At 65.7% G+C, this 13707-nt stretch carries 10 protein-coding genes and 1 riboswitch; of the genes, 6 read left to right on the plus strand and 4 right to left on the minus strand.

Features of this window, described 5'->3' with window-relative positions; translation table 11 throughout:
* The coding region (locus tag N5J29_RS16245; protein WP_279924482.1) for a hypothetical protein at nucleotides 1-235 on the minus strand (235 nt) is incomplete at its 3' end.
* Complete coding sequence (locus N5J29_RS16250; RefSeq protein WP_053519166.1) at nucleotides 232-1809, minus strand: BCCT family transporter; 1578 nt, start codon at nucleotides 1807-1809, stop codon at nucleotides 232-234. The genes N5J29_RS16250 and N5J29_RS16245, both read right to left, overlap by 4 nt.
* Before the next feature lie 244 nt (nucleotides 1810-2053).
* Nucleotides 2054-2154, plus strand: a riboswitch (TPP riboswitch).
* A gap of 82 nt (nucleotides 2155-2236) precedes the next feature.
* On the opposite strand from N5J29_RS16250, the gene thiC reads away from it, so the two are divergent.
* From thiC to N5J29_RS16280, 6 genes are all read left to right on the plus strand, one after another.
* Nucleotides 2237-4081, plus strand: a complete 1845-nt coding sequence (gene thiC, locus N5J29_RS16255) for a phosphomethylpyrimidine synthase ThiC (protein ID WP_128990693.1) — start codon at nucleotides 2237-2239, stop codon at nucleotides 4079-4081.
* 97 nt (nucleotides 4082-4178) lie between these two features.
* Nucleotides 4179-4850, plus strand: a complete 672-nt coding sequence (locus N5J29_RS16260; protein ID WP_053519170.1) for an ion channel — start codon at nucleotides 4179-4181, stop codon at nucleotides 4848-4850.
* 260 nt (nucleotides 4851-5110) lie between these two features.
* Complete coding sequence (locus tag N5J29_RS16265; protein ID WP_164150848.1) at nucleotides 5111-7423, plus strand: winged helix-turn-helix domain-containing protein; 2313 nt, start codon at nucleotides 5111-5113, stop codon at nucleotides 7421-7423.
* Nucleotides 7424-7537: 114 nt separating this feature from the next.
* Nucleotides 7538-8437: a helix-turn-helix transcriptional regulator gene (locus N5J29_RS16270; protein WP_053519175.1), complete on the plus strand. Its 900-nt coding sequence runs from the start codon at nucleotides 7538-7540 to the stop codon at nucleotides 8435-8437.
* Between the two features lie 49 nt (nucleotides 8438-8486).
* On the plus strand, nucleotides 8487-11366 hold the full coding sequence (locus tag N5J29_RS16275) for a TonB-dependent receptor (RefSeq protein ID WP_053519177.1): 2880 nt from the start codon (nucleotides 8487-8489) through the stop codon (nucleotides 11364-11366).
* Between the two features lie 166 nt (nucleotides 11367-11532).
* Complete coding sequence (locus N5J29_RS16280; protein ID WP_164150850.1) at nucleotides 11533-11742, plus strand: hypothetical protein; 210 nt, start codon at nucleotides 11533-11535, stop codon at nucleotides 11740-11742.
* A 68-nt stretch (nucleotides 11743-11810) separates the two neighbouring features.
* Here N5J29_RS16280 and N5J29_RS16285 read toward each other — a convergent pair whose 3' ends face one another.
* Together N5J29_RS16285 and ppa are read right to left on the minus strand one after the other, a co-directional pair.
* Nucleotides 11811-12932: an HDOD domain-containing protein gene (locus N5J29_RS16285; RefSeq protein ID WP_053519181.1), complete on the minus strand. Its 1122-nt coding sequence runs from the start codon at nucleotides 12930-12932 to the stop codon at nucleotides 11811-11813.
* Between the two features lie 151 nt (nucleotides 12933-13083).
* The gene (ppa, locus tag N5J29_RS16290) at nucleotides 13084-13623 is read right to left on the minus strand and encodes an inorganic diphosphatase (RefSeq protein WP_053519183.1); all 540 of its coding nucleotides are present in this window, start codon (nucleotides 13621-13623) and stop codon (nucleotides 13084-13086) included.
* Between the last annotated feature and the right edge of the window lie 84 nt (nucleotides 13624-13707).

The raw sequence follows: 13707 nt of genomic DNA on the forward strand, positions 1-13707 counted from the left end.
CGGCCAGCATGGATGCCGCGGCCAGGCCTACAAGGACGTATTCACGGCGTCCCCCGTCCTTCCCACCCGCACGCCCCCCGACAATTTCCGTGCGCGTCAGCCACGGAAGAGAAAGAAGAAGATCAAAAGCAACAGCAACAGCCGCGCGCTGTGGGTTGGGGTCGGATCCGTCTTCCAGAGGAAACGGATCCGACCCCTTCGTGTTTTTCCGGCGCAGGCTGCCGAACACCCTCAATCCGAATCCTGCGCGCGCGCTGCTTCGGCCTGGGTTTCTTCCTGTGCCGCCATTTCGCGCGCGATCCACGCATCGATCATGTGCCGCTGGCGCTGTGCCTGCCGCCGCTCCCGCGTGTACTCCTGGTCCAGTACCCGGTACAGCGAGACCATCACCAGCACCATCAGCAGCGCGAATGGCAGTGCCGAGATCGTGATCATGCCCTGCAGCGCGTCGAGGCCACCGGCCAGCAGCAACGCACCTGCGATCAGTGCGATGCCCACACCCCAGGCCAGCTTGCGCTTGGCGGGCGGGTCGCCTGCCTCGTCGGTGGACATGCTGGCCAGCACCAGCACCGCCGAGTCAGCCGAGGTCACGAAGAAGATCATCAGCAGAACCAGCGCGATGCACGACAGCAGCAATGGCAGCGGCATGCTGTCGAACAGGGTGAACAGTACGGTCTCATAGCCATTGCCCAGCGCCTGTACCAGGTCTGCATGGCCGAAGATCTGCGACCAGATCGCGGTGCCACCGAACACCGAGAACCAGAAGAAGCCCAGCAGCGTCGGCGCCAGTACCACGCCCACCACGAACTCGCGCACGCTGCGGCCACGCGAGATGCGCGCGATGAACGAACCCACGAACGGTGCCCAGGAAATCCACCAGGCCCAGTAGAAGATCGTCCAGTCGGCGACCCACGTACTGGAGGAGAACGGTGACATGCGCAGGCTCATCGTCACCAGCTGGTTCAGGTAGGACCCCAGCGTCGTGGTGAAGGTATTGAAGATCGCGCCGGTCGGCCCGAGCACCAGGACCAGTGCCAGCAGCAGGGCGGCCAGTGCCAGGTTGAAGTTCGACAGCCATTTCACGCCGCGCTCCACGCCGCTGAGGGTGGAGGCCATGTACAACACGAAGGCGACGGCGATGATGGTCAGCTGCAGCGGCACACCGGCATGCACGCCGAACACGCGCTGCATGCCGGCTGCGATCTGGATGGTGCCGAAGCCCAACGTGGTGGCCACACCGATTGCCGTGGCCACCACCGCGGCAATGTTGACAATCCGTCCGATCCAGCCCCGATGATGATGACCGATGATCGGCTGCAGCATGTCGCTGACCAGCCCGCGGCCGTTGCGGTTGAACTGGAACCACGCCATTGCCAGACCGATCAGCGCGTAGATCGCCCACGGATGCAGGCCCCAGTGGAAGAACGCATAGCGCATCGCTGCACGTGCGGCGTCCATGCTTTCCGGTGCCAGTCCTTCCGGCGGCTTGCTGAAGTGGGAGATCGGCTCGGCCGCCCCCCAGAACACCAGGCCGATGCCCATGCCGGCGGCGAACAGCATCGACATCCAGCTGGCCCGCGAGAATTCGGGTTCGGCGTCTTCGCCACCGATGCGCAGGTTGCCGAAGCGGCCGAACGCCAGGTACATCAGGAACACCAGCGCCAGGAACACCACCAGCAGGTACAGCCAGCCGATGCCGCGGATGAGTTCGCCGAGGATGCTCTGCACCACGGCGTTGAAGGGACCGGGTGCTACGCCGGCAAGCAGCACCAGCAACAGGACCAGTGCGATGGAAACACGAAACACCATGAAGGAGCTTCTCCGATCAAAGGGATTGAGGGAGCGAGCAAATGCTTGCAGCGAGGGGCCGGCGGCACTCGAGCGCGAGCCGGGCAGGGGCCGCGATGGCGGCGATGCGTCATCGGTCGCAGCGACACGATGCGCGTGCACGTTACTGAACGCGACGTCATGGTTGCGTTAATTCATCAATGTCGCGTGACGCGCAGCTGCCCTGTAGGCTCGCCCTGTTGCAGGACTTCTATGGTCTAATGCCGGCAAGAAGCGGGGGTACCGCGGCCATCGGCCACGGTTGAGACAGTCCCTTGGAACCTGATCCGGCTCATACCGGCGTAGGGAAGCTTTGCAATGCAACCGAACCCGGACGCGGCCCAAGGGCCGTCCGCGTGCGGGGGCAGTGCGCCGCCGCTTCGTCCCTGACCCTCCTGGACGATGCCCGATGAACGCACAGCTCTCCGCCCTGCAGCAACAGGCCCAGCAACTCTCCGAATCCGTGACCCGGCCGATTCCCGGCTCGCGCAAGATCCATGTCACCGGCTCGCGCCCGGACCTGCGCGTGCCGATGCGCGAGATCGCACTGAGCCGCACGCCGACCCTGTTCGGCGGCGAAGAGAACGCGCCGGTCACGGTGTATGACACCTCCGGCCCCTACACCGATCCTGACGTGCGCATCGACCTGTCCGCGGGCTTGCCGGCCCTGCGCCGTGCCTGGGTCGAAGCGCGGGGTGACACCGAACAGCTTGATGGCCTGAGCTCTTCCTTCGGCCGCGATCGCGAGCACGACCCGAAGCTCGATGCGGTGCGCTTCCCGGCCCGCAGCCTGCCGCGCCGCGCCCGTGCGGGTGGCAATGTCACCCAGATGCACTATGCGCGCCGCGGCATCATCACGCCGGAGATGGAATTCGTCGCCATCCGCGAGAACCAGCGGCTGGACGCGATCCGCGATGCAGGCCTGCTGCAGCAGCATCCGGGCGAAGCCTTCGGCGCATCCATCCAGAAGATCATCACCCCGGAGTTCGTCCGCGACGAAATCGCCCGTGGCCGGGCGGTGCTGCCCAACAACATCAACCATCCGGAAAGCGAGCCGATGATCATCGGCCGCAACTTCCTGACCAAGATCAACGCCAACATCGGCAACAGCGCGGTGTCATCCGGCATTGCCGAGGAAGTGGAGAAGCTGGTGTGGGCGATCCGCTGGGGGGGCGATACGGTGATGGACCTGTCCACCGGAAAGCACATCCACGAGACCCGCGAGTGGATCATCCGCAACTCGCCGGTGGCGATCGGCACGGTGCCGATCTATCAGGCCCTGGAGAAGGTCGATGGCCGTGCCGAGGCACTGACCTGGGAGATCTTCCGCGACACGTTGATCGAACAGGCCGAACAGGGCGTGGACTACTTCACCATCCATGCCGGCGTGCTGCTGCGCTACGTGCCGCTGACCGCCAAGCGGGTGACCGGCATCGTCAGTCGCGGCGGCTCGATCATGGCCAAGTGGTGCCTGGCCCATCACAAGGAGAATTTCCTCTACACGCACTTCGAGGACATCTGCGAAATCATGAAGGCCTACGACGTGACCTTCTCGCTGGGCGATGGGCTGCGCCCGGGCTGCATCGCAGACGCCAACGACGCGGCGCAGTTCGGCGAGCTGGAAACGCTGGGCGAGCTGACGAAGATCGCATGGAAGCATGATGTGCAGACGATGATCGAAGGTCCCGGGCACGTGCCGATGCAGCTGATCAAGGAAAACATGGACAAGCAGCTGCGCGAATGTGGTGAGGCTCCGTTCTATACGCTGGGGCCGCTGACCACGGACATCGCGCCCGGCTATGACCACATCACCAGTGCCATCGGCGCAGCGATGATCGGTTGGTTCGGCACCGCGATGCTCTGCTACGTGACGCCGAAGGAACACCTTGGCCTGCCCAACCGCCAGGATGTGCGCGACGGCATCATGGCCTATCGCATCGCCGCACATGCGGCCGACCTGGCCAAGGGGCATCCGGGCGCGCAGGTCCGCGACAACGCATTGAGCAAGGCGCGCTTCGAGTTCCGTTGGGAAGACCAGTTCCACCTCGGGCTGGACCCGGAGAAGGCAAAGGAATTCCATGACGAGACGCTGCCCAAGGACGCGCACAAGCTGGCGCACTTCTGCTCGATGTGCGGGCCGCACTTCTGCTCGATGAAGATCACCCAGGACGTGCGGGAGTACGCCGAGGCCGGAATGAAGGAGAAGTCCGAGCAGTTCCGCGCTGCGGGCGCGGAGGTCTACCAGCAGGGCTGATCGGACTGGCGTCGCCGGGCGTGCCCCGGCGGCGCTGCATCGCGCGCCTCACGCGCATCCCGTTATCCTCCGCCCATCTTTCCGGGGAAGGGACGCCATGCCTGTTGCCGTGACCACCCGCTGGCTGGCCATCGCCCGCCGCCATCCGTCCGCGTGGCTGCTGGGCGCGCAGCTGCTGGCGGTGATGCTGTATCCCGCGCTGGACGACACGGCCGCCGGCCGCGCCGCATTGGGCATGTTTGGAATGGCGGTGCTGGGCCTGGCGTTGTGGGTGGTCCAGCGCAGCCCGTTGGGTACATGGCTGGCACTGCTGCTGGCGATTCCGGCGGTGGTGTTCTCCATCGCCGGCGCGCTGCTGGACCGCGCCGCGCTGGTGACCACCGCGCAGCTGCTGGAGAGCCTGCTCTACTTCTATACGGCCGGCGCCCTGATCGCCTACATGCTGCAGGACCACAAAGTCACCCGCGACGAACTGTTCGCCGCCGGCGCCACCTTCACCTTGCTCGCGTGGGCATTCGCCTTCGCATTTGGGGTGTGCCAACAGTGGTATCCGGGCAGTTTCCAGGGCAGCAGCGAGGGACCTCAGCGAAGCTGGATGGAGCTGCTTTATCTGAGCTTCAGCTTGCTGTCCGGGGTCGGCCTCAGCGATGTCGTGCCGCTGCATCCGCAGGCACGCGCACTGGTCATGCTGGAGCAGTTCTCAGGCGTGATGTACGTGGCTTTGGTGGTTTCGCGGCTGGTCGGATTGACCATGCTGCGGCGGTTCTGAAAATGAATGGCAGATAAAAATTTCGCGCCCGAAAGGGCGCGAATGATGGTGCGAAGTTATGTGAATGCGTCGGCGAGAGAGAGCCTGATGTCGACCACGCGATAGGCGAGGTAACCGGCATAGGCTAGTATTCGCGCGCTCCATTGTTTTTGCGGTATGCGCCGATGCTTTGTGCGGAGTCTGGCTTTTCGCTGTTCCCCGTTGGGGACGGTATCGAAGGCGAACACTGCCCGGAAACTGTCTCTACTGTTTAGCAAAAAATGAACCGCAGCGAAATCCAGCCCACCGAATCTGATCGGATCCGGATTGGCGAATGTGTCGTCACTTTGTCCTCGCGAGAGGTCGAAGTTGCCGGCGCGCGTCGCCCGCGCCGGCTGACGCCGAAGGCGCTGGGCGTGCTGCGTGTGCTGCTGCGGCAACCCGGGCGCGTGGTCACCCGCGAAGAACTGTTCGCCGAGGTGTGGCCCGATACGCTGCCCACCAACGATGTGCTGACGCAGGCGGTCACCCAGCTGCGCAAAGCCTTCGCCAACGACGATGACAACGGCCAGGCGTATATCGAGACGATCGCCAAGACCGGCTACCGCCTGCGCGTGCCGGTGCAGGCCATGCCCGAGCCCGAAGCGGAACTGGCGGTCGATGCCGAAGGCGCGGCTGGCGATTCCAACGCGGTCGTGGAAGTGCACACGCCAGCCCCGGAGGACATGCGACGCCGTCGCTGGCGCTACCTGCGACGTCGATTGCTGCTGGTGCTGGGCCTGTTGATGCTGGCCGCACTGCTGGTGATGACGGTCCTGCTGCTGCGCCGTGCGCCGGCCAGCTCTCCGGTGGAGGCGGCGGTGGAGAACGGCACGCGGGTGATCGGCAGCCCGCAGCGGCCCTATCGGCTGATCACCGCCACCGCAGGCTTCGAAACCTATCCCACGCTGTCGCCGGATGGTTCGCAGGTGGCCTACGAAGGTGCCAGCGAGGATGGCCTGGGCGGCGGTGCGATCAAGGTACAGACGTCCGGCAACGCGCCGGCGCGGCAGCTGCTTGTTCCTCCTGAGGGTGCGGTTGATCGCTTCCCGAACTGGTCGCCGGATGGACGCGACATCGCCTTTGCCCGCTTCTCCGCCGATGGGGGTTGTCAGGTGCTGATCGCCAGTGCGACCGGCGGCGCGTTGCGTCAGGCCACGCGCTGCGATGGCACCGAGCTGCTCAGCTTCGACTGGACACCCGACGGGCGCGGCCTGGTATTCGGCAGCATGGTGGGCCGCTATGCCCACCGCGGTATCCGAGTACTCGATCTGGCCAGCGGACAGTGGCAGCCGCTGCAGTACGCCGTCGATCAGGACGATTTCGATTACGCGCCGCGCTATTCGCCGGACGGCAAATGGCTGGTGTTCGTGCGCAACCCGCAGATGGGCGACCTGTGGCGGGTTCCTGCCGCGGGTGGCACGCCGGAGCAGCTGACCAGCGAGTCGGCCGAGCTGCGCGGATGGGCCTGGCTTGGCGACGGCCGCACCATCGTGTTCGGCCGCCGGGTCGACAGCGAGGTGCGGCTCTATTACCTCGACATCGAGCGGCGCACGCTGCGTGATGCCGGACTGGACGATGCGCAGTGGCCGGCGGTATCGCGGCATGGCGGCATGCTGGCCTTCGTCCATCGCCGTGCACAGTTCGGCGTGTTCAAGGTGCCGATGCAGGGCGGTGAACCGGAGCGCCTGTTTGCGTCCAGCGGCCGCGACGGTCAACCGATGGCAGCACCGGACGGTCGCCAGCTGGTATTCACCTCTGACCGCTCGGGCAGCTTCGCTCTCTGGTGGGCGGACATGCAACGCCCCGATTCGCTGCGGCCGATCGAGGGCCTGCGCCCGGAAGCACGGCAGGCCCCCGATTGGTCGGCCGACAGCCGGCAACTTCTGGTGGTTGGGCGCGATGCACACGGTCGCGCGGTGGTCTACGAGATCGCCCCCCGCGACGAGCGTCTGCAACCGCTGCCTGTGCCCGCCGAACAACCGCTGCAGGCGCTGTATGGCGCCACGCCCGAGCAGCTGCTGGTGGTCGAACGTGATGCCGACCAGCGTACGCGGCTCAGTCTGTTCGATCGCAGCACCCAACCCTGGCGGCGGCTGGCGAGCATCGACGGCGTCTCCCAGGTCCGCTTCGACCGCGCAGGCCGTCGGGTGCTGTTCACCCGCCTGGCGGCGGAGGGGTTGTGGGCGGCGGACGCGGCGCTGTCCCCGGACAGCGTGCGGCAGATCAGCGAGGACAAACCCAGCCGCTGGCGCTACCGCTCGTGGACGGTTACCGGCCACGACAGCATCGGCTATCTCGGCAGTTCCACCCGCTGCAGCACCATCCTCGTCCGCATCGCCGCCGGGCAGGAGGATGCCGGGCGCTGCCTGGACGCGCAGCGCTTGAGCGCGAGCAACGGACTCAGTGCCAGCGCAGACGGGACGGCCCTGTTTGTCGCTCTGGCAGTCAGTGATGGCGCCGACATCGGCGTGATGCGGCTGCCCGAAAAGGCGCCAGCGCTGTTCCCGGCCTTCTCCAAGATGTTGATGTTCAAGGGAAATGGGCCTTCGTAATTTTTTCGTCGGGATCTCGCCGCGAATTCGTGGCGATCTCGTCGGTCTTTCCTGACGCGGTGCCGCCTGATTGGGCAAAACGGAGGCCTGTACTTGGCAAATCCGTGGTGCACCATGCGTCAACTCTCACTGGCCGATCGTGGCCAATCCGTCTCCCTGGACAAGGCACTCGATGACGTCGTGCCGACCTGTCTGGGCGTGGCCCGGCTCGGCAGCCTGCAGACCGCGGGCAGCAGCTTCACCGTGTGGATGCAGGTGCGCGGCAGCTCCTGGGTGGAGGCCAAGGAGGGGCGCTTCCGCCTGCGCCACGGCGAATGGATCGCGTTCGAGAAGGAATCGCGCCCGCTGGTGCAGGCAGGGCGCAACGGGCTGTGCATCGGCCTGAACCTGAACGTGGAAGCGCTGCGTGTGCTGGCGGAAATGGCCGACTGCGGCCTGTACGCGGGCCGCGGCCGGATGGGCCGCAGTGACGCTCGCGTCGCGCTGCGCCTGTGGCGTGATGCCTTGGCCAGTGGCCACCCGGCGCAGCACCTGCGCCCGCTGCTGCTGCATCTGGCCGGCCTGCAGCGTGGATTGGCCGACAACGTGCAGCGCTGCCCTGGCCGTTCGCGCAGCCGCAAGCGCCAGGTGTTCGGTCGCATGCAGCGCGCCCGCCTCTATCTGGAAGGCAACAGCCACCGCGTCGTACGCATCGGCGAACTGGCCGAGCTGACCAACTTCTCCAGCTGGTATCTCTCCAAGACGTTCCAGAGCCTGTATGAAGAAAGCCCGCAGTCGCTTTCGGCACGGCTGCGCCTGGAGCGCGCCGCCGACCTGCTGCGCGACACCGACATGATGGTGGGAGAGGTCGCCGCGGCCAGTGGTTTCGACAACTGCTGCAGCTTCGCCCGGGCGTTCCGCGCCCGCTACGGGCAGTCCGCTTCGCGCTTCAGGGAAAACGGCGGCTTGCTCCCGCCACAATCCGCAAAGTCTCTGGTTGGTTCGCGCAAATACAGCGCTGCAACGCAATCGTAACGTGCTGGGGTGTTTTAACACGCTGCTAACACGTACCTTGGAGAGATTGATGAACGTTCGTAACCCCGCAGTGCGGTTCGGCCTGCTGCCGGCCGGCATTGCGCTGGCGCTGGCGCCCGCCTTCGCTTCCGCACAGGAAGCACCGGAAGCAAAGGGCACCACCGACCTGGACCGCATTTCGGTCACCGGCTCGCGCATCCGCGGCGCTGCCGTTGAAACCCAGCAGCCGATCGTCACCCTGAGCCGTGAGAACCTGGAAAAGCAGGGCTACACCTCGGTTGCCGACGTCCTGCAGAACCTGACCTCGGCCGGCTCCCCGGCCATCTCCCGTTCGGAGTCGCTGGCTTCGGGCGAAAACGTCGGTGGCTACTACGTCGACATCCGCAACCTGGGCGCGCAGCGCACCCTGGTGCTGATGAACGGCAAGCGCCTGGGCGCGACCACCGCCGGCTACCAGGATCTGAGCCAGATCCCGATGGCCGCCATCGAGCGCATTGAGATCCTGAAGGACGGCGCCTCGGCCATCTACGGTTCGGACGCCATCGCGGCCGTGGTCAACGTGATCACCCGCAAGCGCTTCGACGGCGCTGAAGCCAGCGTCTATGTCGGTCAGTACGGCAAGGGCGACGGCGACACCGAAACCTATTCGTTCACCCTCGGCAGCATGGGCGAGCGCGGCGGTGTCACCATGTCCGCCGAGTACTCCAAGCAGGATCCGGTGTGGGCGAAGGACCGTTGGTTCAGCCGTGACGGCAACGCCGGCCCGAACTACCCGGGTTCGGGCGCCAGCCCGATCAACCAGAAGGGTGGCTTCTGCGACCCGTGCGTCACCCCGAACCTGAAGCAGGGCGAGCCGGGCTATGTCGGCCCGAGCGACCAGCGCTGGTACACCCTGCGTGATGGCGGCAACCCGGCCAACCGCGCCGACTACCGTCTGGAAACCTCCGCTGACGCCGTCAATGCCAACCAGCAGATGATGGTGCAGACCGGTATCGAGCGTAAGTCGCTGTACGTCAACGGCAACTACGACTTCACCGACGCGATCTCGTTCAACGCTGACGTGCTCTACAACGAGCGCAACACCACCCAGCAGATCGCAGGCTATCCGTACCAGTCGGCATCCTTCGACACCCCGCTGTCGGCCGACAGCGCGTTCAACCCGACCGGTGAAGACCTGACCTTCCGCCGCCGTCTGTGGGAAGTGCCGCGCACCACCGAAAGCCAGGTCAAGACCCTGCGCTTCGCCCCGAGCATCAGCGGCTTCTTCGACTTCGCCGGCAAGACCTTCGACTGGGACGTCGGCGCGCTGTGGAACCGCAACGAAACCACCAAGCGTGGTCACGGCGACATGAGCCTGATCGCATCGGAACAGGCGCTGGGCGCTTCGTTCATCGGTGCTGATGGCGTCGCCCGCTGCGGCACCAGCATGTCCGATCCGCTCGCCACCAGCGGCTGCCGTCCGTGGAACCCGCTGCTGCCGTTCGGCGTTGCCGGTGCCGGTTCGCTGGCCGACCAGGCCACCCAGGACTTCCTGTTCCCGTACTTCACCGATACCGGTCTGACCAAGACCACCAGCTTCACCGCCAACCTGTCGGGTTCGATCGTGACCCTGCCGGCCGGTGACCTGGGCTTCGCCGTGGGCGTCGAGCACCGCAAGGAAGAAGGCCGCTTCTCGCCGGATGCCTTCGCACAGTCGGGCCAGTCCACCGGCCTGGGCGCGCAGACCACCCAGGGTGAGTACTCGCTGGACGAGGTCTACCTGGAACTGAACGTGCCGGTCCTGGCGGACATGCCGTTTGCCAAGGAGCTGACCCTGAATGCTGCGACCCGTTACTCGGATTACAGCAACTTCGGCGACACCCTGAACTCGAAGTTCGGCTTCACCTGGCGTCCGCTGGACGAGCTGCTGGTTCGCGGTACCTGGGCTGAGGGCTTCCGTGCTCCGACCATCGACAACCTGTACGGTGGCCTGAGCAGCAGCTTCGAGTCGTACACCGATCCGTGCGGCATCACCGCGCCGGGTTCGGTCAACGGCAACGCGGCCTGCTCGGCGGCGGGCGTCCCGGTCGGTTACACCCAGCTGGGCCAGGGCCTGATTCCGTGCACCTCGACCCCGTGTGCGACGCCGGACCAGTTCATCTCGGGTGCCAACCCGAACCTGACCCCGGAAACCTCCAAGAGCACCACCGTCGGCCTGGTCTGGAGCCCGCGCTGGGTGCAGGGCCTGGACATCTCGCTGGACTGGTACAAGTACGAAATCAGCGACATGATCATCGCTGACAGCGTCGACCGCATCCTGCGTGACTGCTACGTGCTGGGCGATGCTTCGCGTTGCGCCGCGCACACCCGTGCAGGCGATGGCCACATCAACGGCATGACCTACGGCCTGGCCAACCTCGGCCAGATGGAAACCCAGGGCTACGACCTGGGCATCAAGTACCGCCTGCCGGAGCTGGCCATCGGCCAGTTCGCGATCGACTGGCAGACGAGCTACCTGGCCAAGTACGACGAGCAGGGCCAGAACGCTGACGGTGACAACATCACCATCGGCCGTGTCGGTGAGCCGGGCCTGTTCCGCGTGCGTTCGAACCTGGGCCTGACCTGGTCGAAGGGTGACTTCGGCGTGGCGTACACCGCGCGTTACTACTCGGGCATGAACGAAGCCTGCGTGGCCAACCGTCCGTGCGACGACGCCGACCGCTACCAGAACGGTGAGAAGTCGCCGCTGCGCAAGACCGGCTCCAACACCTTCCACGACCTGCAGGTCAGCTGGAAGGCACCGTGGGATGCCACCATCGCGCTGGGCGCCAACAACGTGTTCGACCACAAGGGTCCGATCATGTTCACCCAGCCGAACTCGAGCTTCGCCTACTACGGCGGCTTCGACGTGGGTCGCTTCCTGTACATGAAGTACACCCAGCGCTTCTGATCCATCGAAGTGCGATAGCAGAACGAGGAGGGCGGACCGCAAGGTCCGCCCTTTTCGTTTCTGTAAGGGAATTCTGATCAGGTCGGGAAAGTGAGTGCGGTCACTGTCTGCTCTTGTCGCATTCAGCACAGTAGGTGCGTCCAATACCGGACACTGGGAGATGGATATGAAGCGCACGCTTTTCCGCCAGGTATCGGCCGCCGTCCTGATCTATGCAACGCTGGTGGGCTCGCTGTCCGCACAGAACATCATCGTCTGCGGCGGCGGTGTGTACTGCGAGCAACTCCGGCTGGAGTGCCTGGCCAAAGGCAGCGCCCCGGCCCTGTGCGAGCGTCAATGGCGTCTGTGCGTGCTGGACGCCTGTCCGCAGCGCTGAGAGAGAAAAAAGGGCGCGTCCGTTGGACGCGCCCTCATGCGAGGTGACGGCAGTCGCCTGCGTGCTGCTCAGGCGTCAGTGGGTGTCAGCCCCATCAGTGCATTGGCATGCTCACGCCACTGCGGCAATCGATTGAGTACGCCTGCGCGCTGCAGATAGTCCTCGTCAACGGGATCGCCGTTGACCAGCGCCAGCGCCACGTGCACCGCGCCGGTCACCCAGAAACTGCGGGTCGTGGCGCGTTGCGGCTGCAGGTGGAACGCCACCGCTTCGATGATCGGCATCGGCAGGCCCCACAGCCCCAGCAGGTAGGCGCCGGCTTCGGCGTGCCCGGGACGGAGGTCGCCGGCCAGCGCAGGCTCGCTGCGCTCGTTGCGGACGCCCGGCAACAGCAGGCCGATGTCAGCCAGCAGCGCCGCGGTGGCACCCAGTTCCGCACTGGAATCGGGCAGCAGGCGGGCGGCCAGGCGCGAGGCGAGCAGGGCGCGCTGCTGCAGCGAGTTGCGTTCGGCCGCAGACAGCGTCGGTGCCGAGAACACCTCGCTTGCCAGGACCAGGTCGCGCAGGGTGGACAGGCCCAGTCGGGTGACCGCCGTGCGCAGATCGGCGATGGTGCGGCCCTGGCTGAAGAAGGCCGAGTTGGACAGCTGCAGGACTTTCGCGGCGATGGCAGGATCGGCGGCGACCAGTTTGGCCACGTCGGCGCTGTCGGTATCGTCATCGTGTTCCAGGGCCTGGGTCAGGCTCAGGTACAGGTGTGGCGGCGAAGGCAGCTTCTCGATGCGGCCGATGGCATCACGCAGGCGCGGGCTGTCCAGCACCTCGCGCAGCTCTTCCAGGCTGGTCAAGGCCTCCAGCAGCACTTCCGGCGCCAGTGGCAGCGGCAGGAAGCGGTGGGCAACGCCGATCAGGCGCGCCGGTGGTGGCCGGTTGCCGTGCTGGGCATCGACCAGGGCGATACGGATGGTTTCCGGGCGCAGTGTCCGGATCTGCCCCAGCAAGGTGGTGGCATTGAGGTCCGGCAGCTGCGGGCAGACGATCACCGCGTCCACGCCCTGCGTCGCCACTGCCGTCATCGCGGTGTGGCCGTCGGCGGCGGTCAACGGCTGCCAGTCTTCCCCAAGATCGGCAATGAATTCGGTCAGCTCGGCCGGCAGGCTGGCTGCATCTCCAACAAGCAGAATACGCACGACACAATCCCCTGGCTGTCTCGACGCTGGATGTCGACGACGTGTGAAGTGACGCAATTTACCTAATACAGCACCCGGAGTGCTGTGCCGTGGTGTTGAAACGTGACCCGCATCGCTCCGGCAGGACACACCGGAGCGACGCGGTTCAGGATCAGGCCTTGCTGCCTTCCAGGTAGCGCGCGTGCGCTTCGACCAGGATCTGCTTGGCTTCCGCCGCGCCGCCCCAGCCGTCGAGCTTGACCCACTTGCCCTTTTCGAGGTCCTTGTAGTGCTCGAAGAAGTGGCCGATGCGCTCCAGCCAGTGGCTGGAGACCTGCTCGATGTCCTCCACGTGGGCATAGCCGCTGAAGATCTTGGCGACCGGCACGGCCAGGATCTTCTCGTCGCTGCCAGCCTCATCGCTCATCTTCAGCACGCCGACCGGGCGGCAGCGCACCACCGAGCCCGGCACCAGCGGCAGCGGCAGCACCACCAGCACGTCGGCCGGATCGCCGTCGCCGCACAGGGTGCTGGGCACGTAGCCGTAGTTGCACGGGTAGCGCATCGGGGTCGACAGGATGCGGTCGACGAAGATCGCGCCGGTTTCCTTGTCCACTTCGTACTTCACCGGCTCCGAGTCCTTCGGGATCTCGATGATGACGTTGATTTCTTCCGGCGGGTTCTTGCCGGGCGAGACGAGTTCCAGACCCATGGTCGTGCTCCAGGTGGGGATGTAGGCGGATAGCCCTCCATTTTATGCCTTTGCAGGCCGCTGTGCAGGTGGGGCGACCCCTAC

The sequence above is a fragment of the Stenotrophomonas sp. GD03680 genome, assembly GCF_029844625.1.
Lineage (GTDB): Bacteria > Pseudomonadota > Gammaproteobacteria > Xanthomonadales > Xanthomonadaceae > Stenotrophomonas > Stenotrophomonas maltophilia_P.

What these genes read in the sequence shown, in the direction of transcription:
- N5J29_RS16250 (WP_053519166.1), bottom strand. Translation starts at nt 1,809, where the DNA reads ATGGTGTTTCGTGTTTCCATCGCACTGGTCCTGTTGCTGGTGCTGCTT.
- thiC (WP_128990693.1), top strand. Translation starts at nt 2,237, where the DNA reads ATGAACGCACAGCTCTCCGCCCTGCAGCAACAGGCCCAGCAACTCTCC.
- N5J29_RS16260 (WP_053519170.1), top strand. Translation starts at nt 4,179, where the DNA reads ATGCCTGTTGCCGTGACCACCCGCTGGCTGGCCATCGCCCGCCGCCAT.
- N5J29_RS16265 (WP_164150848.1), top strand. Translation starts at nt 5,111, where the DNA reads ATGAACCGCAGCGAAATCCAGCCCACCGAATCTGATCGGATCCGGATT.
- N5J29_RS16270 (WP_053519175.1), top strand. Translation starts at nt 7,538, where the DNA reads ATGCGTCAACTCTCACTGGCCGATCGTGGCCAATCCGTCTCCCTGGAC.
- N5J29_RS16275 (WP_053519177.1), top strand. Translation starts at nt 8,487, where the DNA reads ATGAACGTTCGTAACCCCGCAGTGCGGTTCGGCCTGCTGCCGGCCGGC.
- N5J29_RS16280 (WP_164150850.1), top strand. Translation starts at nt 11,533, where the DNA reads ATGAAGCGCACGCTTTTCCGCCAGGTATCGGCCGCCGTCCTGATCTAT.
- ppa (WP_053519183.1), bottom strand. Translation starts at nt 13,623, where the DNA reads ATGGGTCTGGAACTCGTCTCGCCCGGCAAGAACCCGCCGGAAGAAATC.